We start from the raw sequence: 22969 nt of genomic DNA, 5'->3' as shown, positions 1-22969 counted from the left end.
CTTGCTCAGCCCGTCACTCCGAAGACTGTCCATTGCGCGTCAGGGCCAGGAAGGCCGAGGAGCGCACGGCCGCATTCTTCGACGATCTGGTCGGCCATCAGGATGTGCTGCGTGCCCGAATGGATGTCGCGATAGAACCGCTGCATCGGCGTGTTGTGTAGCGAGGCGCCGCGGGCGGCGCGATGCGCGAAGGTAGCGACGTCGGACAGGACGTCGTGGATGTGGCGCAGCGATAGCTTGATCATGGTCATCTGTTCAAGCGACGGGCTTTCACCGCTGGCGCAAGTTTCCGAGACGTCCGTCCAGGTTTCATGGACCAGCGCCCGCGCCGCGCGGAAACGCGCTTCGGCCTGCGCGAACTGGAACTTGAAGCTCGCGCTGTCGCGCGACTTGCCGAATGGATCCTGGCGTTGGACGATCACCTTGACGAGTTCGTCGAGCATGCGGCGGCCGACACCGACGGCCCAGGCGGAGTGCGCCCAGGCACTGTAACCCGCCAGTCCCAGCGCACCCTGCACGCCACCGCGGCGCGGCGCGCCAATGTCAAAGTCGTAGGTCATGTGCGTGGGCACGAACAACTCGTCGCCCTCGCTCAAGGTGTAGTCGAAGCTTCCGGTGGCGCGAAGGCCGAGGACATCCCAATTGCCCATCAACTTGATGGTCGCGCGCGGATGGTGGGTGACGACGATCTTGGGCTGGCCGTTTGGGCCGAACACCATGTCCTTGCCGGATGCGTCGGTGACGAAGCAGCCTGAATGGACCCACTCGGCATGCTGGATGCCGCTGCCATAGGCCCAGTTGCCGCGAATCATGTACCCGCCATCGACTGGGCGGGCGAAGCCGCGCGGCACACCGTTGCCGGCGATGGTGATATCAGGTCCGCCGGCGAAGACTTTCTTGATGCCCTCATCCTCAATGTAGATCGCTAGCGTCGTGCCTTCCATGTTGTTGCCGATGACGCACCAGCCGGCGGAGGCGTGCGCGTACGCGAGACGCTCGATCACGGTCATCGCGTCGTAGGGCAGAAGCTCGGCGCCGCCGACCTCCTTCGGGAACAGCATGGTGTAGATGCCGGCCTTGCGCAGCGCCGCCACCACGTCGTCAGTCAGATAGCCCTGCACCTCGGCCTCGGCAGCCCTGGATTCGACCAGCGGCAGCAGTGCGTCGAGGCGCGCATGAAACTCGGCCACCGTCGGGGTCGCGGTAGGTTTTACGGCGAGTTGCACGGAAGGACTCATGGTCGGTGTCTCCACGTCGGGTTGTTGGTTCTTCGCGCAGCACTACTGGACGCGAAGATCTGGATCGCACGGAACAGATTCCGGTCGCGGGCAAGACTCCGCCTACACGCGCCAATGCCGGTTGGCGCGCGCGACGAACGGCTCGCGTTGGTGTCGAAATGTCCCCGTCGGAACCGCGCGATGTCGCTGCGCGATCCCGATGGCCAAGATGCTAGAGATGAGGCGGCTAAACCGGCAATCCCCCATCATGGGGGGTGTTAGCCATGGTGCCTTGCCGCAAAGCTGGGCCGGGAGAGCAGCGCAATGCCGCTTCTTTTCGCTTGACCAAAGATCAGGCGAGGCAGAAATTTTAAGCCTATAACAATCGGCAATGACGCGTCTGTGCCCGAGGGCTTGGCGCGTTCACGCGAGGAGTGGCGGTGAGAGCCGAGCAGGAGCATTTGGATGGTCTGCCCGAGCGCCAGCTCGCGGATCGGCTGATGTCCATTGCCGAGAGCCGCTCGGTGCGCGCGCTAGGCATCGCCTGCTGCTCGGCGATCACGGAATTGACGGGATCGCCGACCGTCGGCCTCTATTTGCTCGACGGGCTTGAGCCGGAACTGGTCTACAGCCGGCACGTCGCGGAAGGCCTGCTCGACAATTACAGGGCCGGCTTCTGGAAGCGCGATCCCGTGCTCGACTGCATCATGACCCAGGGCCGCGCAGTCGACGGCGAAACGGTGATCGGTCCGCAGCAGTGGCGGCACAGTCCGTCCTTCGAGATGCTGCACGAGTGGGGTTTTGCATACAACATGGGCGGGCCGTTGTGGTGCGGGCAGAAGATCGTCGGCGTGCTGTTTACGGCGACGACGGATACGGACGCGCCCTACACAGGGCGGTCGCGGCAGCGCATGGAGATGCTGTGTCGGGCCGGCTCACTCGCTTTGACCAACATGACGAACGCGGGCGAGATCGATGCCCATCATGCCGGCATCCGGGTCCCTGAACCGGCAGTGACGCGCTCGGCTTCACTTCCGCCGCGGTCGGCGGATGTCGCCATCCGGGTCTGCCGTGGCCAGACCAACAAGGAAATCGCTCGCCAGATGGGGATTTCCGATCAGACCGTGAAGGAGCACGTCGCGAACCTATGCCGCCGCTTTGGCGTGCACAATCGCACCGAGCTCGCTGCCTGCCTGCTCAGTCCGAGCGTTCGGCAATAAGGCGCCGCGCCGGCTCCATTTTCGGCCTGGAGTTTCGTTAGTGACGACGTGGTACGATGTTGCGAGGACTATCTCGGTAACGTCGAAGCGATGGGATGCGCAGGCACTATCGGCAACGGCCGACGTTGGTCGAATTGCGCGCCTCGTCCAGACGGTTCGGCTGGTGGATATGCCCTGCGCATGCCCTGCATGCGGCATCAGCGGACGGCGTGCATCTCCAGAAACGCCTTCACGCCGGTCACGGTGCCCGTATCCGAAGGCACGTAGCCGCGCAGGGTCGCAACGGCCGCGCGAAAATCGGCGCTGCGCATGATCTCGAGGATGCGCTGCATCGGCCCGGTCTCCAGGAACGCGCGCTTGCAGACGAAGAAATAATCCTCGGTCAGGATCCGGATGAAATCGAGGCCAAAATGTCCTGCGGCCGCCTCGACACCAAAACTCGCATCCGCCATGCCGCTCGCGACATAGGCCGCGACTGCGGCGTGGGTGAATTCGATCTGCTGCGCGCCGTTGATGCGGCTCTCGTCGATGCCGTGCGCGGCGAGGAGCTGGTCGAACAGCAGGCGCGTGCCGGAATCATGGTCGCGGTTGACGAAGCGGACTTTTGGCCCGGTGAGCTCGTTGAGCGAACCAATGCGCAGCGGATTGCCGCGCGCGACCATCAATCCCATCTCGCGCGTGACGAAACTGACGATGCGGTCCTCGCGCGGGTCGAGCCATTCGCGCGCCGCCTTGATGCCCTGCGCCCGCAGCGCGCCGTGTGGCAGATGCAGGCCGGAGAGGTCGCAGGCGCCCTGGGCAAGCGAGACCAGCGAATTCTGGTTGCTGACATAGCGTAGGTCGACGCCGATGCCGGGCTCGCGGTCGAGGAATTCGCGCAGCTTGGCCACCGCAAAACCGTGGCTGGCATGGACGCGGATCACCGAGGGCCGCTGTTCGAGGAACGGCTTGATCTCGCTTGCGAGCTCCTGCGCCAGGTTTTCGAGTTGCGGGCCGAGCCGCGCCTGCATGCGCTCGCCGGCCCACACCAGCCGTTCGCCGAACGCGGTGAGCTTGGTGCCCTTGCCGCGCTGGGTTTCGACCAGCGGGGTTCCGAAGAATTCCGACCATTGCTCGATCAGATTCCAGACATGCCGGTAGGACAGATGCGCATCGCTGGCCGCGCTGGAGATTTTTCCGGTCTTCCGGATTTCATTGAGGATGCCGAGCATGACCACGGCCGTGCGGGGACTGCCCTCCCGGCGAAACCGCCAAACAGCCTCGATCTCGATCTGCAGCATGAAGCAGCCTTTATGAAGCGTAATTCATATAGTGGGACGTTCATAGGCACACCATATCATATTTACTACGGCAAATGCCGTCCTAATCTGGTATACCAGAACAGGAGGAAATATGATGTCAGTTGCATATGATTTTGCGCATTCGCCGGCGAGCGAGTTCATGGCCCGGCCGCAGCATCTGCTCATCGACGGCCGCCGCGTCCCCGCGAGCTCCGGCCGCACTTTTAAATCCCTCAATCCCGCGACCGGGCAGGTCATCGCCACCGTCGCCGAGGGCAACGAGGCCGATGTCGAGCATGCGGTGGCGGCCGCGCGTCGGGCATTCGAAGGCCCGTGGCGCACGATGCGCGCCTCCGAGCGCGGTCTGATCCTGTTGCGTTGGGCGGACTTGCTCAAGGCGCATGCGGAAGAAATCATCGAGATCGAGTCGATCGACGCTGGCAAACCGATTTCCGCGACGATGCGCCAGGACTTTCCGGCTGCCGTCGACACCCTGATCTACTACGCCGGCTGGGCCGACAAGATCAGCGGCGATGTCGTGCCGGTGCGTGACGACGCGTTGACCTACACCGTGCGCGAGCCCGTTGGCGTGGTCGCGGCGATCGTGCCCTGGAATTTCCCGCTGATGATCGGGATGTGGAAGCTCGCGCCGGCGCTGGCCTGCGGCTGTACGATCGTGATGAAGCCAGCCGAGCTGACCTCGCTGTCGGCACTGCGCATCGCCGAGCTGGCACTTGAAGCCGGCCTGCCGGCAGGCGTCTTCAACGTCGTGACGGGGCCGGGCCGCGTCGTCGGCGACGCGCTGGTCAATCATCCCGATGTCGACAAGGTGACCTTCACTGGTTCGCCCGGCGTAGGGCGCGGAATCATGAAGGGGGCAGCCAGCAATTTCAAGCGCGTCTCGCTCGAGCTCGGCGGCAAGTCGGCCAACGTGATCTTCGACGACGCGGACCTCGAAGCGGCATCGAAGGCGGCCGCCTCCGGCATCTTCTTCAATGCCGGCCAGGTGTGCTCGGCCGGTTCGCGCGTGCTGGTGCAGGAGAAGGCCTATGACGAAGTCGTCGAGCGGCTCGCGGCGCGTGCCAAATCAATAAAGATGGGCGATCCGCTCGATCGCAGGACCGCGCTCGGCCCCGTCATCTCCGAGAAGCAGATGAAGTCGATCCTCGACTATGTCGACATTGGCCAGAAGGAGGGCGCGACCCTCGTTACCGGCGGTGAGCGGGTCGGCGAGCGCGGCTACTTCATCAGCCCCGCGGTGTTCGCGAATGTCGCGCACGAGATGCGGATCTCGCAGGAGGAGATCTTTGGTCCCGTCGTCAGCGTCATCAAGTTCAAGGACGAGGCCGATGCGCTGCGGATCGCCAACGGCACCGCCTACAGCCTCGCCGCCGGCGTCTGGAGCCGCGACATCGGCAAGCTGCAGCGCTTCGCCAAGCGGGCGCGCGCGGGCACGGTCTGGATGAACACCTATGGCTATACCGACGTGCGCCTGCCCTGGGGCGGTGAGCGCGACTCCGGCCTCGGCCGCGAGCACGGCACCGCCGCGATCGACAATTTCACCGAACCCAAAGCGGTGTGGATGAACCTGGCCGTCTGACAACCTCCCGAGCCGGCCAGCCCTGGAGCCCGCCTGGTCCACCCGGTCAGGCGGGCTCCGTTTTCGAGATCGATAAAATTGTCTGCAATCCGCTCAACAGCGGAAAACCCTGCGGACAAGAACCGCGCCGCCTTAAACCTGGGTTTTGGAACCAACGTGCATGCTTCCCGACAAAAGGCTGGGGCATCAACATGTCAGTTCTCAAGGAGATCGTCGCTGCGATCGCGGGAGTCTACGCGCTCCTGTTCGTCTGCGACGCAGTGTTCGGCGTCGGCGAGGCGCGCTTTGACGACGCCTACTACACCAGCGACTTCTACAAGCCGCGGCCGAAGGAATTTCGCTTCGCAGGCGACACGCCGCCGGCGGTGCGCGTCAGCGACGCCTTCGGGCAATTTTCGCCGGCCGAAGCCAAGCCGAACAAGCGTTACTCGTCTCTGACGACGATCATTCGCTAACCTTCTCAGGCCTCTTCAAGCGCCTGCGTCTCGCCGGGGTGCTGTCCCGCACGCTGCGGGAGCAGCAACAGGCAGGCCACCATGAATGCCGCGATCACGGCGGAGGCCAGCGGCCGGCTCAAGGCGAGGCCGCCGTGGTCGAGCGGCTTGTCGAGGAAATCGCCGACGGTCGCACCGAGTGGTCGCGTCAGGATAAAGGCTGCCCAGAACAGCGTGACCCGCGAGACACGTGTCCAGAAATACAGCGCTGCGATGACGGCAAGTCCCGCCGCAAATATCAGCGCGCCGCCGCGATAGCCCATGTCGCCGGTGTCGGCGATCCAGTCGCCAAGCGCGGTGCCCAGCGTCTGCGAAAAGGTGATCGCGCCCCAATAGAACACCTCGACACGCGGCGTGCTGACGCTGTTGACCGAAATCGTTCCCTCGGCGCGATACCAGAGACCGAGCACCAGCACTAGGCAGGTCAACAGCAGCGTCGAACCGCCAGTATAGCCAATGCCGAGCGAGCGGTCGGCGAAGTCGGCCATCGTCGTACCGAAGGTGGTCGATGCCACGATGGTGGCCCAGTATAGGGCTGGATGGAATTTTCGCGCGCGGATTTGTGCCGCGACCAGGACGATCATGGCCGCCAGGAACAGGCATGTCCCTGCGAGGTAACCCCAGTTCAGCGTCATCGTAACGGTGTCGCCGCCAGTCTCGCCCAGTGTCGTTGCGGCGATCTTGATGATCCAGAAGCCGAGCGTAACCTCGGGGACCTTGCTTTCGCTGATGATGCTGCTCTTGGTGTGATCGTCCATAGTGTCCTCTTTGCTGCGTCAGCCGCGACTGCGGTCCGCGGCTGACGGGATGACGGCGCGCGGAAAGGGTCAGGCTTTGCCGACTCCATCCATGACCGAGAGCAGATCGATGACGGCCTGCTTGCATTTCGCGGCGTCCGGCGTGCCCGCGCGCAGCGCCTCCAGTGCGCGATCGATTGCCTTGTCGACGGTGTGCCAGTCGGCGGCCGCGCGCGGCTTCAATCCCGCTTCGGCCTCGTCCCATTTGGTCTCGAGGTCCTTGATCCGGGTCTTGGCGCCCGCGAGGTCGCCCTTGTCGATCAGCGCGGCGACATCGACCACGATGCTCCGGAACGGTGTGAGGTCACCGAGCTTGGCGGTCGCGGCTTCCGCGAGCGGCACAAACGTGAAGTGTTGGCTCGCATGCATTCGCGGCTCGCCGGTAAAGGTTGTCACCAGACAAACGGCGACAGCGGGAATGAGTTTCATCATGTGGTTTCTCCTGTTGTCGCTCCTGCGTCCATGCAGGGAGCGGTGAAGACTCTGCGATCGAAGCTATTGCGCCGGATCGGCCCGGCGCGCGCCGTCGCCCTCGAACGTTACCCAGGCGACGAGGCCGACGATCACGGTCAGGAAGGCGATGCTGGTCTGGATCGTGCCGAGGCCCAGGCCGCCATACTCGCGCGACTGCGACAGCAGATCGCCGAGCGAGGCGCCGAGCGGGCGGGTGAGGATGTAGGCGAGCCAGAAGGTGAGGACGGGGTTGGCGCCGATGTAGAAGGCAAACGCCGCCGCGGCGATCAGCAATGCAAAGGCGACGACGCCGAGCTGGAAACCGAGGCCGAGCGCTTCGGTCGCGAGATCGCCGGCGGCGGTGCCGAGCGCGAAAGTGAAAAGGATCGCGGTCCAGTAGAACAGCTCGCGCCGCGTCGTGACGATGGTGTGGATCGACAGCGTGCGCTCGACGCCGTACCAGACCGCGAAGGTCGCCGCGAGTGCGCAGGCGAATGCGGCGGTGCTGACATAGAGGCTGATCTCGAGCTTGTCGGTCAACAGATCCGTGAGCTGCGTGCCGACGATGCTGACGAGGACGACGGTGAGCCAGTAAATCCAGGGCACGTAGGCGCGGCGGCTCAGTTGCAGGACAAGCGCGGCAGCCAGCAGGCCGGACATGCAGATCGCGGTCAGGCTGGCGCCGAGGCCGACATGCACCGCGAGATAGTCAGCGCCGGTCTCGCCGACCGTGGTCGAGAGAATCTTGATGCCCCAGAAGATCGCGGTGACCTCCGGAACCTTGTTCAGCATCCGTCTTGCGCCAAGGCCTGAATCAAGGCCTGAATATTGCGACACGCCCAAATCTCCCAAAGCCGATGTCCGATCGAAGCGATGCCGGACCGTCGCGCAGGCGACTTAGGCCCGGCTTAGGGATGAGAATTTTCGAAAGAGCGTGGCCTTCGCCGCAATTTGGGCCCGCTGAGGCTCCCTAACTCGGCGCTAAGTCGGAGTAGTCATGATTTTGACGGCCGGATGGCCCGGCGGTTTTGAGGATTGAGTCTTGCGGGTTCTGCTGATCGAAGACGACAAGATGGTCGGAGCCGCCGTCGAGCAGGCGCTGAAGGATGCCGCCTACGCCGTCGATTGGGTGAGGGACGGCGAGACCGCGCTGCTTGCGGCCGCGAGCGAGGCCTATGAGGTGCTGCTGCTCGATCTCGGCCTGCCGAACGCGGACGGCCGCGATGTCCTGAGGCAATTGCGCACAAATGGCTGCAAGTGCCCCGTCATTATTGTCACCGCGCGGGACGGCGTCGATCACAGGATCGAAGGCCTCGATCTCGGCGCAGACGACTATCTGGTCAAGCCGTTCGAGATCCGAGAACTGCTCGCGCGCATGCGGGCGGTGCTTCGCCGTGAAGGCAGTGGCGCGCCCGCTGTGCTTGGCAACGGCAAGCTCATCCTCGATCCGGCGACGCGCGAGGCCTCGCTGTGTGGCCAAACGGCCGTCCTGACCGCGCGCGAGTTCGCGCTGCTCCAGGCCTTGCTGATACGGCCCGGCACCATCCTGTCGCGGAGCGAGCTCGAGCGGCAGCTTTACGGCTGGAACGAGGAGGTCGAAAGCAACGCGGTCGAATTCCTAATCCACACCATCCGAAAGAAGCTCGGCACGGAGGCGATCCGTAACGTGCGCGGGATGGGATGGATGGTGGATCGCGCGCCGTGATCAAGTCGTTGCGCGGCCGGCTGTTCATAAGCCTGACGACGATCGTGCTGTTGACCGGGCTCGTGGGAGGCGTCTTTGCGCATCGGTGGGCCTTCGACGAAGCCATCGAGACGCAGGACTCCGTGCTGATCCAGATCGCTGGCCTCGTTCAGAGCGGTGGTTTGACGGGAGCTCAGGACCTCCACGGCGTCGATGAGGACTCCGAAGTCTGGCTGATGGAATTGGGCAAGACGCCGCAAGGCACTCCCGAGGAGCGCCGGCTGTGGCGGCTTCAGGATGGGATGCGCGACGCGACGCGAAAGGGAAAGCCGGTCCGGGTGGTGCTGAGGACGCGGTCCGACGGCAGCCGGTTTGCGGTGGCGCAAAGCACGGGGGTCAGGGACGAGATCGCAGGCGACATGGCGCTTCGCACTGTGCTTCCGATCGCCGCGCTGATCCCTTGCCTGATGCTGGTGATCGCCTTTGTGATTGCGCGATCGCTTCGACCGATGGTCCGGCTGGCGGACGAGCTTGACGTCCGGCGCGCGGACGACGTGACGACCCTCCCGCTCCGCGACCTCCCGAGTGAACTGAATCCGTTCGTGTCCTCGATCAACGGTCTGTTGCGGCGTATGCACGAGATGATGGAGCTACAACGAAGGTTTATAGCGGATGCGGCGCACGAATTGCGAACGCCGCTTACGGCATTGAGCCTGCAGGCTGAGAATCTCGATCAGGTCGAACTGCCGCCGGCGGCACGCGAGCGCCTTGCGCTGCTTCGGCAGGGCATGCGTCGCAGCAAGCACCTTCTGGAGCAGTTGCTCGCGTTGGCGCGGCACGACGCTGCGCCCCCCGATCGCGCGCAATGGGAGGTCGTGGAGCTCGATCGCATGGCGAGAGGGGTTATCGCCGATCTCTTGCGGGAGGCGATCAGCCGCGGCGTCGATCTTGGCTTCGAACGAGCCGAGCCTGTTCCAGTGCACGGCGAGCCTGTCATGCTCGCCGCGGTTATCCGTAATCTCATCGATAACGCGCTCCGGTTCACGCCGGAGGGCGGCAGGATCGATGTGACGATTTACCAGGACGGCGCGACGGCCGTGCTCCAGATCGAGGACACTGGTCCCGGTGTTTCCCCCGAAGAGATCGGTCGGATTTTTGAGCCGTTCTTCCGTGGTCAACGTCCGGAAGGCGATGGGGTCGGTCTCGGCCTCTCGATCGTCAAGCGGATCGTCGATCGGCTTGGTGGGACGATCGAAGCCGCGAACATCACCGAGTCCGGTCGAACTGGATTGCGGGTCGTCGTCAAACTGCCACTCGCGGAGAACAGCTGAGAGAGCGCACCAACGTCCTCCAACGTCGTCCCGGCCCAGTGCGCAATTGCGCACCAGCGATTTCGGCTGGTTGTGACCGACCATGGCCGGCTGCCGGGAATCGCCGATGCCGCGATAGTCGTAGGTCATGACCGCGCAGCCGCGATGGGCGAGGTAGGAGGCAAAGCCGCGATAGATTTTTCGCGGGACGGCGGTGGCGGAGTTGAGCAGCACGGCGTGGCGCTTGGTGGCGCGCGGCAGGAACAGGGTGCCGGTCAGCGCATACCCGTCGGTCGCCGGGAAGCTGATCTCGTCGATGAAAACGTCGTCGCTTGCGGCGTCCACGGCAGCCGGTGTCCTAGCCGGGTTTCCTCAATTCCCCAGCAAATGCGAATTCGGCTTTCCCCACAAGGGTTTGCAGTGCGAAACGGATTTACAACTGGCGGCCGGGGACGAGCCTGTGTATAAGGCGGCCCTCGCAACCCACAGATCAGGTTGTACTTTTCGCTTCACGGAGAGATTGCGATGTCCGAGCGGTGGACGCCCGAGTCCTGGCGCAGCAAGCCGGTGCTACAGGTGCCCGATTATCCCGACGCCAAGGCCCTGGCCGACGTCGAGGCGCAGCTTGCGACCTTTCCGCCGCTGGTGTTCGCGGGCGAGGCGCGCAACTTGAAGAAGGCGCTGGCCCGCGTTGCGGCCGGCGACGCCTTCCTGCTCCAGGGCGGCGACTGCGCCGAAAGCTTTGCCGAGCACGGCGCCAACAACATCCGCGATTTCTTCCGCGTGTTGCTCCAGATGGCGGTGGTGCTGACCTATGCCGGCGCCGTCCCCGTCGTGAAGGTCGGTCGCGTCGCCGGCCAGTTCGCCAAGCCGCGGTCATCGCCGACCGAAAAGCTCAACGGCGTCGAGCTGCCGAGCTATCGCGGCGACATCGTCAACGACATCGCCTTCACCAAGGAAGCGCGCGTGCCGGATCCGCAGCGCCAGCTGATGGCCTATCGCCAGTCGGCCGCGACGCTGAACCTGCTTCGCGCCTTCGCCACCGGCGGCTACGCCAATCTCGGCAGCGTGCATCAATGGATGCTCGGCTTCCTGAAGGACTCGCCGCAGTCCCGCCGCTACAAGGAATTGGCCGACCGCATCTCGGACGCGCTGAATTTCATGCGCGCCTGCGGCCTTGATCTCGAAGCCCATCCCGAGCTGCGCGCCACCGATTTCTACACCAGCCACGAGGCGCTCCTGCTCGGCTACGAGCAGGCGATGACCCGCGTCGATTCCACCACCGGCGACTGGTACGCGACGTCGGGCCACATGATCTGGATCGGCGACCGTACCCGCCAGCTCGATCACGGCCATGTCGAATATTTCCGCGGCATCAAGAACCCGATCGGGTTGAAGTGCGGCCCGTCGCTGAAGCCGGACGAGCTGCTGAAGCTGATCGACGTGCTTAACCCCGACAATGAGCCGGGCCGGCTGACCCTGATCAACCGTTTTGGCTCCGACAAGGTCGCCGACCACCTGCCGAACCTGATCCGCGCGGTGAAGCGCGAGGGCAGGGTGGTGGTCTGGTCGTGCGATCCCATGCACGGCAACACCATCACCTCCACCTCAGGCTACAAGACGCGGCCCTTCGACCGCGTCCTGTCGGAGGTGAAGTCGTTCTTCACGATCCACGCCGCGGAAGGAACCCATGCCGGCGGCGTGCATCTGGAGATGACCGGCCAGGACGTCACCGAGTGTATCGGCGGCGCCCGCGCCATCACCGACGAGGATCTCAACGACCGTTACCACACGGTCTGCGATCCCCGCCTCAACGCAGAGCAATCCATCGACATGGCCTTTCTGGTCGCGGAGCTGTTGAAGCAGGAACGCGCCGGCAAGGTCAGGCCGATGCCGGCCGCAGCGGGGCTCTAAGATCTTGCTGCGAATCTGGAAGGCCACGATCAATTCCCGCAACGGTCTGGCCTTTGCGTTCCGTTCGGAGCAGGCCGTCCGCGAAGAGATTTTCGCGCTGATCTTGTCGCTGCCGCTCGCCTGGTTCGTCGGCTCGACCGCGACGCGTGCGGTCGAACTGGTTTGCGCGGTCGCCTTCGTGCTGGTGGTCGAGCTGCTCAACACGGCGATCGAGAAGCTCGCCGATCGCCTGACCATGGATCACGACAAGCAGATCGGCCGGGTCAAGGACATGGGTTCGGCCGCGGTCGGCGTCGCGCTGTTGATGGCCGGGGCATTCTGGATCCTTGCCATCGTCGAGCGGTTGGGGCTCCTCTAGCCCGATGATCGGAGCGCGGCGGCCATGATCGAACGTCTCAACGCATTTGCGGTCACGCTCGCCCAGCTCAATCCGATCATGGGCGACATCGCGGGCAATGCCGCGAAGGCGCGGGCCGCGCGCGTGCAAGCTATCACCGACGGCGCCGATCTCGTGCTGTTTCCGGAATTGTTCATCGCCGGCTATCCGCCAGAAGACCTCGTGCAGAAGCCTTCCTTTCAGGCCGCCTGTCGCGCCGCCATCGAAAACCTGGCCCGCGAGACCGCCGATGGAGGGCCGGCGATGCTGGTCGGTACGCCCTGGGTCGAGGATAACAGGCTCTACAATGCCTGCGCGCTGCTCGACGGCGGCCGTATCGCGGCCCTGCGCTTCAAATGCAATCTGCCGAATTACGGCGTGTTCGACGAGAAGCGGCTGTTTTCGCGCGGGCCTGCCGCGGGGCCGGTGACCGTGCGTGGCGTGCGCATCGGCGTGCCGATCTGCGAGGACATCTGGCTGGAGGAGTCCGAGGACTACGAGAACGTGGTCGAGACGCTGGCCGAGACCGGTGCCGAGATCATTCTGGTGCCGAACGGCTCGCCCTATGCCCGCGACAAGAACGACGTGCGCTTGTCGGTGGCCGTGGCGCGGGTCACCGAGAGCGGTTTGCCGCTGGTCTATCTCAACCAGGTCTGCGGCCAGGACGAATTGGTGTTCGACGGCGCCTCCTTCGCGCTCAACGGCGATCTCTCGCTGGCCGCGCAACTGCCGGCGTTCGAGGAGAGCGTCACGACGCTGCGCTTCACCAGAAATGGCGAGGATTGGCGCTGCGCCGGTCCGATCGCCGAGCAGCCCGAGGGTGACTACGCCGATTACGCCGCCTGCGTGCTCGGCCTGCGCGACTACGTCACGAAGAACGGCTTTCCCGGCGTGCTGCTCGGCATCTCCGGCGGCATCGATTCTGCGCTCTGTGCGGCGATCGCTGTCGATGCGCTCGGCGCCGACCAGGTGCATGGCGTGATGCTGCCTTATCGCTACACCGCGCCGAGCTCGATCGCCGACGCCGGCGAGCTCGCAGGCCACCTCGGCCTACGATACGAGGTGCTGCCGATCGCCGAGGCGGTGAACGGTTTCGAGACGATCCTTTCCGGCATCTTCAAGAATCTGCCGTCTGATATCACCGAGGAAAACCTCCAGGCCCGCACCCGCGGCACGCTCTTGATGGCGATCTCCAACAAGACCGGGCTGATGGTGGTGACCACCGGCAACAAGTCGGAAATGTCGGTCGGCTACGCCACGCTCTATGGCGACATGAACGGCGGCTTCAACCCGATCAAGGACATCTACAAGACGCAGCTGTTCCGTCTGGCGGCGCTGCGCAATGCGTGGAAGCCCGAAGGTGCGCTCGGGCCTGCGGGCGAGGTCATCCCGCCCGACATCATCACGCGCCCGCCGACGGCCGAACTGCGCGAGAACCAGACCGATCAGGATTCATTGCCGCCCTATGAAGTGCTTGATGCGATCCTCGAGCGTCTGATCGAGCGCGAGGAGCCGCTCGATAAGATCGTCGCCGCCGGCTTCGACCGCGAAACGGTGACCCGCATCGACCACCTGCTCAACGTCGCCGAATACAAGCGCCGCCAGGCTGCCCCCGGCGTGAAGGTGACGCGCAAGAATTTTGGCCGCGATCGCCGCTATCCCATCACCAACCGTTTTCGCGACAGCGGCGAGCCGCTGTCCGCGCCCGACGAGACGCTGGTCTCGCGCGGCAGCCGCGCTTCGATCGACGCGTTCGAGGGTTAAGCTACTTCTGTTGCTGCTGCTGCGGCAGGAAGCTCGGACCCACTGAGCGGATCGGCTTGTTCTCCGAGGTGGTCGTGGCGCTGGCATCCGCAGGCGGCGTCGCCGCTGGAGCATTGGCGGTCGTCGGCGCGGGAGTTGCGCCCTTCTTGGCAGTCGCGGCCGGCGCGCCCTTGGTGAGCTGCCGCTGCTGCATCTTCTTGGCGCTCTCCTCGGTGACGATGATGTCACCCTGCTGCTCGGCCGCGGCCTTGTCGTCGACCGATTTCAGCGCGTCGGCCCAGCTCTGGCCGGCGGCCTTGCAGGAGCAGGACGGGTTGAACTCGCTGCGGAATTTGAAGGCGGTCGGCAGCGCCGTGTAGGGCTGGCCGCTGATGGAGACCGCGGAACTCATGTCCTCGCCGGGATTGCGATGGGCGTAGAGCACGGCTTCGGCCGCAGGGCACAACGCCTTGCAGGTCTTCTCGTCGTCGGGGAAACGCGCCGGCACGGTCGCAAACGAGATCGGGAAATAGGCGCCGTCGCAGGTGCGCACGCACACCGTGCGGTAGGTGCCGGATTGCGGGCCGAGATCGGACGGCGGTGCGCCCGGCGGATTGTTGGCGTTGTTGCCGCCGCCAAACAGGTTGCTCAGGAAGTTGCCGCCCTGCGACTGCGCGGCATTGGCGTATTGCGGGCCGCAATTGTTCTGCGCGAGCGCAATCAGCACCGAGCGGCGCTGGCTGTCGCGCTCGGGGCTGGAGCCGCCGCCACGCAAGCGCTCGAGATTGCCGGTGATCTGGTCCAGATTGGCGCGCATCTGCTGGATCTGGGTGTTGACCGGACCGCATTGCGCCGACTGGCCGTTGAACAGCGAGAAGAAGCCGGAGGAATCGCAGCCCATGCGCTTGGCCTGCATGGTGACGCGGTCGAGTTCGGCCTGCTGGCGGGTCTGCGAATCCTGGTAGCGGCGGATCTGGTCGTCCTTGGTCGGATCGCTGCTCCCACCACGGTCGAGCGCGGAAAGTTGTCCTTCCAGCCGTGCGCACATCGGGTTCGGCCCGAGGCCGCCTTGGGCTGGCGGAGGCGGCGGTCCGGGGGGGCCGGCTTGCGCGAGAGCATCGCTGGCGAGCATGACCGTGCTTAGGAGCACCGCACAGGCAAGGAGGGAGCGGGGACGGGACAGAGACAAAAATTCAGGCATATCCGCCATTCTAGCGAGGTCACGGCCCAGCATGATTTGGGGGGCCGAAGCGCGCCCTCCCATAGCCGCTTCCTGCGGCATCGTCACGTCGTTTCAGGGGCCGAAGATTGGTCCTAAGGTCCGCCAGTTCCGAGCGAATTCAGCGCTGGCAGGTGATTGCGACATATTCGTCGCAATGGCCATGGGAGCAGTTTGCGCCGGATTTGGGGACAGAGCCGGTAATTTCGTCGGGATCGACCCGGCGGTAGGCCGAGGCCTGCGCAAAGTCCCGTGACTGGCAGTAGGTGCGCGCGACCTGCGCGCCGCATGTCTCGCCCTTGGCCAGGCACTGGTCGACGCCGTAGCCATCGGCCTGATTGGCGATGATGAAGACGCGGCTCTCGGCGAAAGCGCTGGATGCCGAGACAATGAAGGCACAGGAGGCGAGCGCGAGCAGGGATCGCATGGTGCACCTGGGAGCTTAGGGGAACCGCCAGCTCCCGAATAAACTCAAAAGGTTAAGGATAACGAACCATCATGGCAGGGCGGGCCGCTTTGCGGAGATAAAACGGCATCTTCGCGGCTCTCTTGACGCAAGGGCCCTTCGTGGCCCATATGTCGCCGCATGAACGGTCTCCTCGCCATTTGCGCCATTTGCCGCGAGATTACGAGCTAGCGATTCGCTGGCTGGAGCCGTCTTTTCTCAAAACCATTGAGAGTACTGGACGCCCGGCCGCGCAACGGTCCGGTTCTCGCATTCGCATGTCGTCGCGGCGAATGGGGTTGCGAATGCGAGAACCGAACCGTTGCGAAGAAATAAAGGTTTTGTGCCGCTTGCGATTTGAAGTTCCTGGTCGAGCTTGCTGCTATCTCTGCCGGAACTTCAAATCGCATTCGGCACTACGACGGGTGTCATATGGAATTGCGTCTTTACGATACGCTGACGAAGGAGAAGCGGCCGTTCGTGCCGCTCGATGCGAACGATGTCCGCATGTATGTCTGCGGACCGACCGTCTATGACTTCGCCCATATCGGCAATGCGCGGCCGGTGATCGTGTTCGACGTGCTGTTTCGGCTGCTGCGCCATCTCTATGGCGAGGCGCACGTCAAATATGTCCGCAACATCACCGACGTCGACGACAAGATCAACGACCGCGCCGCGCGTGATTTCCCTGGCCTGCCGCTGAACGAGGCGATCCGCAAGGTCACCGAGCAGACCGGCAAGCAGTTTCATGCCGACGTCGACGCGCTGGGCGCGCTCCGGCCGAGCGTCGAGCCGCGTGCGACCGAGCATATCGCAGAGATGCGCGAGATCATCGAAAAGCTGGTCGCCGGCGGCTTTGCCTATGTCGCCGAGGACCACGTGCTGTTTTCGCCGCAAGCGATGAACGCGGCCAACTCGTCGCTGCCGCGCTATGGCGCGCTGTCGAAGCGCTCGCTGGACGAGATGATCGCAGGTGCCCGCGTCGACGTCGCGCCCTACAAGCGCGATGCGACCGACTTCGTGCTGTGGAAGCCGTCGAAGCCCGGTGAGCCGTCATGGCCGTCGCCGGCCGGCATCGCCGCGCAGGGGCGTCCGGGCTGGCACATCGAGTGCTCGGCCATGGCCTGGAAGCATCTCGGCGAATATTTCGACATCCATGGCGGCGGCATCGATCTCGTGTTTCCGCATCACGAGAACGAAGTGGCGCAGACCTGCTGCGCCTTTCATCGGGAGCGCATGGCGAACTACTGGATGCACAACGGATTCCTCCAGGTCGAGAGCGAGAAGATGTCGAAGTCGCTCGGCAACTTCACCACAATCCACGAATTGCTCGCGGACTGGCCGGGCGAAGTGCTGCGCCTGAACATGTTGAAGACGCATTACCGTTCGCCGATCGACTGGACCATGAAGTCGCTGGAGGAGAGCGCCAGGACGCTCGACGACTGGTATCGCGTCGCCGCCAACGTGGAGCCCGGCAAGCCGGCCGCGTCCGTGGTCGAGCCGCTGCTTGACGACCTCAACACGCCGCTGACGATCGCAGCGCTGCACGGCCTGCGCAACAGTTCCGACTCCGGTAGCCTGGCGGCGTCGCTGCGTCTGCTCGGCTTCCTCTCCGAGAGCGCTGCGCAATGGGAAGGCCGCAAGCGACAGGCGAGCGGTGTCGACGCAAGCGAGATCGACCGCCTGATCGCGGATCGCGCCGCCGCGCGTGCGCGAAAGGACTTCAAGGAGTCCGATCGTATCCGTGATGAACTCGTCGCCAAAGGTGTGGTGCTGAAAGACGGCAAGGACGCCGACGGCAAGCCGGTGACGACCTGGGAGCTCGCGTGATGGCACAGGCGCACCCAAAACCAGCGCTGCGGCCGTTCTTGCCGGCCGACGTTCCGATCCTCGCCGCGATCTTCACCGCCAGCATCGAGGAGCTGACCGGTGGTGACTACAGCGAGGCGCAGCAGCAAGCCTGGATGGCTGCAGCCGAAACCGAAGAGTTCGGCAAGCGGCTCGCGGCCGACCTGACGCTGATCGCCACGCTTGAGGGCTCGCCCGTGGGTTTCGCCTCGCTGCGTGGCGCTGATCACATCCGCATGCTCTATGTGCATCCAGCCGTGGCCGAGCAGGGCATTGCGACCATGCTGGTCGATGCGCTGGAAAGGCTCGCCAGTAGTCGTGGTGCGGAAAAGCTGACGGTTGATGCCAGCGATACGGCGCAAGGTTTTTTCGCCAAGCGCGGCTATGTCGCCATGCAGCGCAACAGCATCACCGTCAACGACGAGTGGCTCGCCAACACCACCATGCAGAAGACGCTCGGCACCGGCCCCGCGTCGGGAGCACTGCAATGAGCAAGGAGCGTCTGTATCTGTTCGACACCACTCTGCGTGACGGTGCGCAGACCAATGGCGTCGATTTCACGCTGGCCGACAAGCAGATCATCGCCGCGATGCTGGACGAACTCGGCATCGACTATGTCGAGGGCGGCTATCCCGGCGCCAATCCGACCGATACGGAATTTTTCGGCGCCAAGCCGAAGTTCTCCCATGCGCGCTTCACCGCCTTCGGCATGACGCGGCGGGCAGGGCGCTCGGTCTCCAATGATCCCGGTGTCGCCGGTCTTCTGGAAGCGAAAGCCGATGCGATCTGCTTCGTGGCAAAGTCCTCGGCCTATCAGGTGCGCGTCGCGCTGGAGACGACGAAGGAAGAGAATCTTGCCTCGATCCGTGACAGCGTCAGTGCCGCAAAGGCCGCTGGCCGCGAGGTGATGCTCGACTGCGAGCACTTCTTCGACGGCTACAAGGAGGATTCGAGCTTCGCGCTCGCCTGCGCCAAGGCCGCCTATGAGGCCGGCGCGCGCTGGGTCGTGCTGTGCGACACCAATGGCGGCACCATGCCGAACGAGATCGAGACGATCGTCACTGAGGTCACGAAGCACATCCCGGGCGATCATCTCGGCATCCACGCCCATAACGACACCGAGCAGGCGGTGGCGAATTCGCTCGCCGCGGTGCGCGCCGGCGCTAGGCAGATCCAGGGCACGCTGAACGGCCTCGGCGAGCGCTGCGGCAATGCCAATCTCTGCTCGCTGATCCCGACCCTGAAGCTGAAGCAGGAGTTTGCCGACGCCTTCGAGATCAGCGTCACGCCCGAGAAGCTGGCGACCCTGGTCAAGGTCTCGCGCACCCTCGACGACATGCTCAACCGCGTGCCGAACCGGCACGCCGCCTATGTCGGCGAGAGCGCCTTCGTCACCAAGACCGGCATTCACGCTTCCGCGGTGATGAAGGATCCGCAGACCTATGAGCACGTGTTGCCGGAGCTGGTCGGCAATCACCGCAAGGTGCTGGTGTCCGACCAGGCCGGCCGCTCCAACGTCATCGCCGAGCTCGACCGCGCCGGCATCGCTTATGAGAAGAGCGATCCGAAGCTGACGCGGCTGGTCGAGGAGCTGAAGGAGCGCGAGGCGGCGGGCTACGCCTATGAATCCGCCAACGCCTCGTTCGATCTGCTGGCGCGGCGCACGCTCGGCAAGGTGCCGCATTATTTCGAGGTCGAGCAGTTCGACGTTAATGTCGAGCAGCGCTACAATTCGCATGGCGAGCGCGTCACCGTCGCCTTGGCCGTGGTCAAGGTCGACGTTGCCGGCGAGCATTTGATCTCGGCGGCCGAAGGCAATGGCCCCGTCAACGCGCTCGACGTCGCGCTGCGCAAAGACCTCGGCAAATACCAGAAATACATCGAGGGCCTGAAGCTGATCGACTACCGCGTCCGCATCCTCAATGGCGGCACCGGCGCGGTCACGCGCGTCCTGATCGAGAGCGAGGACGAGAATGGCGATGTCTGGACCACGGTCGGCGTCTCCCCGAATATCATCGACGCCTCGTTCCAGGCGTTGATGGATTCGGTGATCTACAAGCTCGTGAAATCGGGCGCACCGGCGTAGGACGACGGCGTCGCCACAAACGCCGTCATTGCGAGGAGCGAAGCGACGAAGCAATCCAGACTGTCTCCGCAGATGCAGATACAGTCTGGATTGCTTCGCTTCGCTCGCAATGACGAGGAGGAGAGGGGAGCACGACCCATGATCGACCACATCTCCGTCGGCGTCAGCGATCTCGAACGCTCGGCAAAATTCTACGAGGCAACGCTCGCATCCCTTGGACTCGCGCGCCTCGTCACGCGACCGCGGACGATCGGCTTCGGCAAGGCCTACCCGGAATTCTGGATCAATTTGCGCGAGGGTATGCCGCGCGGAGCACCGGAGAGCGGCGTGCACATCTGCTTGCGGGCGAAGACGACGAGCGAGGTCGATGCGTTTCATGCCGCGGCACTTGCGGCCGGTGGCGCCTCCGACGGTGCGCCGGGCATCCGCCCGCACGACCGCGTGCGCTACTACGCGGCTTTCGTCGTCGATCCCGACGGCAACCGGATCGAGGCGGTGACGTTTCCGAGCGAGTGATCTTTAGAGCCTGCGCGCCACTTCCGGGGCGAGCTGCTTTTCCGCGTCGGCGATCTGTGCCGCCGCGGCCTTCAGCTTCGGCAAGATCTCCTCGACGCGATCGGCCTTGAGGATGTCGACCGAGAGGCCGGCGCGGATGAACTCCGTCTGGCGCATATGCGACAGCAGCGAGAACAGCGGTTCCCAGAAATTGTCGATATTGGCGAGCAGCACCGGCTTGGCGTGACGGCCGAGCTGCTTCCAGGTCAGTTGCTCGACCAGTTCCTCCAGCGTGCCGACGCCGCCCGGCAGCGCCACGAAGGCATCGGAGCGTTCGAACATCAGCCGCTTGCGCTCGTGCATGTCGGGGGTGACGATCATCTCCTGCACGCGGGTCAGCGCGTTCTCGCGCATCCGCAGGAAGTCGGGGATGATGCCGGTGACGGTGCCGCCGTGATCGAGCACGGAGGTCGCGACCGCGCCCATCAGACCGAGCGAACCGCCGCCATAGACCAGGCGGATGTTGTTCTCGGCCAGCGCCTTGCCAAACGCCTTGGCGCCTTCGGTGAAGTGGGGATTGGTTCCGGGACCGGAGCCGCAATAGACACAGACGGTTTTGATCGTGCTCATTGGTGCCATGATGCATTGCAGCGAAGGGGCGTCAAGCCCAATCGATGATTCGGACTACCCGGAAATCTACCGGTAAATGGCGACAAACAATCGAAGATTCGCCATCTGGCGGGGTGCGCTCGCCTCCGGAAGCTTCTATATGACGAGCGAAAACAGTTAATCGCAACGCGCCCGCATCCGGCGGGTCTTCAGGCTTTTTGATGAACCCTCACTCGCCTCCCGGCGCCGAAGTGCCCGATCCTGCCGGCGGACCGCTGGAGCGGGCCACATTGATGGGCACGCTGGCGCATCTGTGGCCTTACATCTGGCCAGGCGACCGCTTCGACCTCAAGATGCGCGTGGTCTGGTCGATGGTGCTGCTGCTCGCCGCCAAGCTGATCACGCTGACGGTTCCTTTCAGCTTCAAATGGGCAACGGATGCGCTGACCGGCGCCAACACCGCGCCGGTGCAGCCCGACAATTGGCATCTCTGGGTGGTCGCATCGCCCCTGCTATTGACGGCGAGCTATGGCACGATGCGCATCGTGATGGCGGTGCTGACGCAGTGGCGCGACGGCATTTTTGCGCGCGTCGCCATGCATGCGGTGCGCAAGCTCGCCACCATCACCTTCATCCATATGCACGAGCTCTCGCTGCGCTTTCACCTCGAGCGCAAGACCGGTGGCCTGACCCGCGTGCTCGAGCGCGGCCGCGAGGGCATCGAGGTCATCGTGCGCATGGTGATCCTCCAGCTGATCCCGACCATCGTCGAGGTCTCGCTGCTGCTGGCCGTGCTGCTCTGGCAGTTCGACTGGCGCTACGTGCTCGCGACGCTGATCACGGTGGCGGTCTACATGTACTACACCTATATCGCGACCGAATGGCGGATCGGCATCCGCCGCAAGATGAACGATTCCGACACCGAGGCGAATACCAAGGCGATCGACTCGCTGCTCAACTACGAGACCGTGAAATATTTCACCGCCGAGGCCCGCGAAGCGCAGCGTTATGACCGATCGGTCGCGCGCTACGAGGAGTCTAGCGTCCACGCCTATACCTCGCTCGCCGTGCTCAACACCGGACAGGCCGTGATCTTCACGCTCGGGCTGACCGCGACCATGCTGATGTGCGCGATCGGCGTGCGCAACGGCACCAACACGGTCGGCGATTTCGTGCTGGTCAACGCCATGATGATCCAGCTCTACCAGCCGTTGAATTTCATGGGCATGGTCTATCGCGAGATCAAGCAGGCGATCATCGACATCGAGAAGATGTTTGGCGTGATTGGACGCGAGGCCGAGATCAAGGACGCGCCCGATGCAAAGCCGCTGATTGTCTCCGCCGGTAATGTGCGCTTCGAGGACGTGCGCTTTGCCTACGAGCCCGCACGACCGATCCTCAAGGGCATCAGCTTCGAGGTGCCCGCCGGCAAGACCGTTGCGATCGTCGGTCCGTCCGGCGCCGGCAAGTCGACCATCTCGCGGCTGCTGTTCCGCCTCTACGATATCTCCGGCGGCAGAATCCTGATCGACGGCCACGACATTCGCGAGGTCACGCAGGCCTCGCTGCGCGCCTCGATCGGCATGGTGCCGCAGGACACCGTGCTGTTCAACGACACCATCCGCTACAACATCCGCTACGGCCGCTGGGACGCCAGCGACGCTGAGGTCGAGCAGGCGGCGCGGCTGGCGCAGATCGACCATTTCATCCGCATGGCGCCGAAAGGCTATGAGACCCAGGTCGGCGAGCGCGGCCTGAAGCTGTCGGGCGGCGAGAAGCAGCGGGTTGCGATCGCGCGCACCGTGTTGAAGGCGCCGCCGATCCTGGTGCTGGACGAGGCAACCTCGGCGCTCGACACCCACACCGAGCACGAAATCCAGGGCGCGCTCGATCGCGTCGCCAAGAACCGCACCTCGCTCGTGATCGCGCACCGGCTGTCGACCATCGTCGGGGCCGACGAGATCATCGTGCTGGACCAGGGCCGCATCGCCGAGCGCGGCACCCACGCAAATCTCCTCGCGCAGGGTGGTCTCTATGCCAGCATGTGGAACAGGCAGCGCGAGGCCGAGGCTGCACGCGAGAAACTGGCCAAGATGGCCGACAGCAGCGAGGCGCCCAATCGGGAGCCGCCGCCGGTCGAGGACGTTTTCACGACGCCGGTGGCCGCGGAGTGAGCTTG

At 64.3% G+C, this 22969-nt stretch carries 21 protein-coding genes and 1 pseudogene; 13 read left to right on the top strand and 9 right to left on the bottom strand.

Features of this window, described 5'->3' with window-relative positions:
- Positions 1-5: 5 nt before the first annotated feature.
- A complete protein-coding gene (locus tag ABIB73_RS04995) occupies positions 6-1238 on the bottom strand; it encodes an acyl-CoA dehydrogenase family protein (RefSeq protein ID WP_354221937.1) in 1233 nt (410 codons plus the stop codon).
- 419 nt (positions 1239-1657) lie between these two features.
- On the opposite strand from ABIB73_RS04995, the gene ABIB73_RS04990 reads away from it, so the two are divergent.
- A complete protein-coding gene (locus tag ABIB73_RS04990) occupies positions 1658-2437 on the top strand; it encodes a LuxR C-terminal-related transcriptional regulator (RefSeq protein ID WP_354221936.1) in 780 nt (259 codons plus the stop codon).
- A 197-nt stretch (positions 2438-2634) separates the two neighbouring features.
- Here ABIB73_RS04990 and ABIB73_RS04985 read toward each other — a convergent pair whose 3' ends face one another.
- Positions 2635-3717 (bottom strand): substrate-binding domain-containing protein, encoded by a 1083-nt coding sequence (locus ABIB73_RS04985; protein WP_354221935.1) that lies wholly within the window; start codon positions 3715-3717, stop codon positions 2635-2637.
- Positions 3718-3832: 115 nt separating this feature from the next.
- On the opposite strand from ABIB73_RS04985, the gene ABIB73_RS04980 reads away from it, so the two are divergent.
- Both ABIB73_RS04980 and ABIB73_RS04975 read left to right on the top strand, forming a co-directional pair.
- On the top strand, positions 3833-5317 hold the full coding sequence (locus ABIB73_RS04980) for an aldehyde dehydrogenase family protein (RefSeq protein ID WP_354222567.1): 1485 nt from the start codon (positions 3833-3835) through the stop codon (positions 5315-5317).
- A 191-nt stretch (positions 5318-5508) separates the two neighbouring features.
- Positions 5509-5772 carry a hypothetical protein gene (locus ABIB73_RS04975; RefSeq protein WP_354221934.1) on the top strand — a complete coding sequence of 88 codons (264 nt, stop codon included), beginning with the start codon at positions 5509-5511 and terminating at the stop codon, positions 5770-5772.
- A 5-nt stretch (positions 5773-5777) separates the two neighbouring features.
- Here the strand turns inward: ABIB73_RS04975 and ABIB73_RS04970 are convergent, their stop codons facing one another.
- From ABIB73_RS04970 to ABIB73_RS04960, 3 genes are all read right to left on the bottom strand, one after another.
- Entirely contained in the window at positions 5778-6569 is a 792-nt protein-coding gene (locus tag ABIB73_RS04970) for a COG4705 family protein (protein ID WP_354221933.1), read from the bottom strand.
- A 69-nt stretch (positions 6570-6638) separates the two neighbouring features.
- Positions 6639-6977 carry a hypothetical protein gene (locus ABIB73_RS04965; RefSeq protein WP_354222565.1) on the bottom strand — a complete coding sequence of 113 codons (339 nt, stop codon included), beginning with the start codon at positions 6975-6977 and terminating at the stop codon, positions 6639-6641.
- Positions 6978-7103: 126 nt separating this feature from the next.
- On the bottom strand, positions 7104-7853 hold the full coding sequence (locus ABIB73_RS04960) for a COG4705 family protein (protein WP_354221932.1): 750 nt from the start codon (positions 7851-7853) through the stop codon (positions 7104-7106).
- Positions 7854-8103: 250 nt separating this feature from the next.
- Between ABIB73_RS04960 and ABIB73_RS04955 the strand changes: the two genes are divergently transcribed.
- Entirely contained in the window at positions 8104-8766 is a 663-nt protein-coding gene (locus ABIB73_RS04955; protein ID WP_354221931.1) for a response regulator transcription factor, read from the top strand.
- 8 nt (positions 8767-8774) lie between these two features.
- Entirely contained in the window at positions 8775-10076 is a 1302-nt protein-coding gene (locus tag ABIB73_RS04950) for an ATP-binding protein (protein ID WP_354221930.1), read from the top strand.
- A gap of 51 nt (positions 10077-10127) precedes the next feature.
- Here ABIB73_RS04950 and ABIB73_RS04945 read toward each other — a convergent pair.
- Positions 10128-10400 (bottom strand): annotated as a pseudogene (locus tag ABIB73_RS04945) (alpha/beta hydrolase); the annotation flags it as partial.
- A gap of 180 nt (positions 10401-10580) precedes the next feature.
- On the opposite strand from ABIB73_RS04945, the gene ABIB73_RS04940 reads away from it, so the two are divergent.
- From ABIB73_RS04940 to ABIB73_RS04930, 3 genes are read left to right on the top strand one after another with little or no spacing between them, the layout of a single operon-like run.
- On the top strand, positions 10581-11969 hold the full coding sequence (locus ABIB73_RS04940) for a class II 3-deoxy-7-phosphoheptulonate synthase (protein WP_354221929.1): 1389 nt from the start codon (positions 10581-10583) through the stop codon (positions 11967-11969).
- A 4-nt stretch (positions 11970-11973) separates the two neighbouring features.
- Entirely contained in the window at positions 11974-12327 is a 354-nt protein-coding gene (locus tag ABIB73_RS04935; RefSeq protein WP_354221928.1) for a diacylglycerol kinase, read from the top strand.
- A gap of 24 nt (positions 12328-12351) precedes the next feature.
- Complete coding sequence (locus ABIB73_RS04930; RefSeq protein ID WP_354221927.1) at positions 12352-14109, top strand: NAD+ synthase; 1758 nt, start codon at positions 12352-12354, stop codon at positions 14107-14109.
- Between the two features lies 1 nt (position 14110).
- On the opposite strand, the gene ABIB73_RS04925 is transcribed toward ABIB73_RS04930, so the two are convergent.
- Entirely contained in the window at positions 14111-15298 is a 1188-nt protein-coding gene (locus tag ABIB73_RS04925) for a DUF2865 domain-containing protein (protein ID WP_354221926.1), read from the bottom strand.
- 130 nt (positions 15299-15428) lie between these two features.
- Complete coding sequence (locus ABIB73_RS04920) at positions 15429-15734, bottom strand: hypothetical protein (protein ID WP_354221925.1); 306 nt, start codon at positions 15732-15734, stop codon at positions 15429-15431.
- A gap of 450 nt (positions 15735-16184) precedes the next feature.
- Between ABIB73_RS04920 and cysS the strand changes: the two genes are divergently transcribed.
- The 4 genes from cysS (at position 16185) to ABIB73_RS04900 (ending at position 20202) form a co-directional block, all read left to right on the top strand.
- Positions 16185-17582, top strand: a complete 1398-nt coding sequence (gene cysS / locus ABIB73_RS04915) for a cysteine--tRNA ligase (RefSeq protein ID WP_354221924.1) — start codon at positions 16185-16187, stop codon at positions 17580-17582.
- Entirely contained in the window at positions 17582-18091 is a 510-nt protein-coding gene (locus ABIB73_RS04910; RefSeq protein WP_354221923.1) for a GNAT family N-acetyltransferase, read from the top strand. Before cysS ends, ABIB73_RS04910 begins: the two co-directional genes overlap by 1 nt.
- Complete coding sequence (cimA, locus tag ABIB73_RS04905) at positions 18088-19686, top strand: citramalate synthase (protein ID WP_354221922.1); 1599 nt, start codon at positions 18088-18090, stop codon at positions 19684-19686. Before ABIB73_RS04910 ends, cimA begins: the two co-directional genes overlap by 4 nt.
- Before the next feature lie 138 nt (positions 19687-19824).
- Positions 19825-20202, top strand: coding sequence for a VOC family protein (locus ABIB73_RS04900; protein WP_354221921.1), 378 nt, complete (start codon positions 19825-19827; stop codon positions 20200-20202).
- 3 nt (positions 20203-20205) lie between these two features.
- On the opposite strand, the gene ABIB73_RS04895 is transcribed toward ABIB73_RS04900, so the two are convergent.
- Positions 20206-20811, bottom strand: coding sequence for an LOG family protein (locus ABIB73_RS04895; RefSeq protein ID WP_354221920.1), 606 nt, complete (start codon positions 20809-20811; stop codon positions 20206-20208).
- Between the two features lie 200 nt (positions 20812-21011).
- Between ABIB73_RS04895 and ABIB73_RS04890 the strand changes: the two genes are divergently transcribed.
- Positions 21012-22964, top strand: a complete 1953-nt coding sequence (locus tag ABIB73_RS04890; protein WP_354221919.1) for an ABCB family ABC transporter ATP-binding protein/permease — start codon at positions 21012-21014, stop codon at positions 22962-22964.
- The last annotated feature ends 5 nt before the right edge of the window (positions 22965-22969 follow it).

Origin of the sequence: Bradyrhizobium sp. F1.4.3, assembly GCF_040548375.1 — a bacterium.
GTDB lineage: Bacteria > Pseudomonadota > Alphaproteobacteria > Rhizobiales > Xanthobacteraceae > Bradyrhizobium.
Note: the sequence above shows the minus strand (reverse complement) of the source record. Positions and strands in the feature narration are given on the sequence as shown.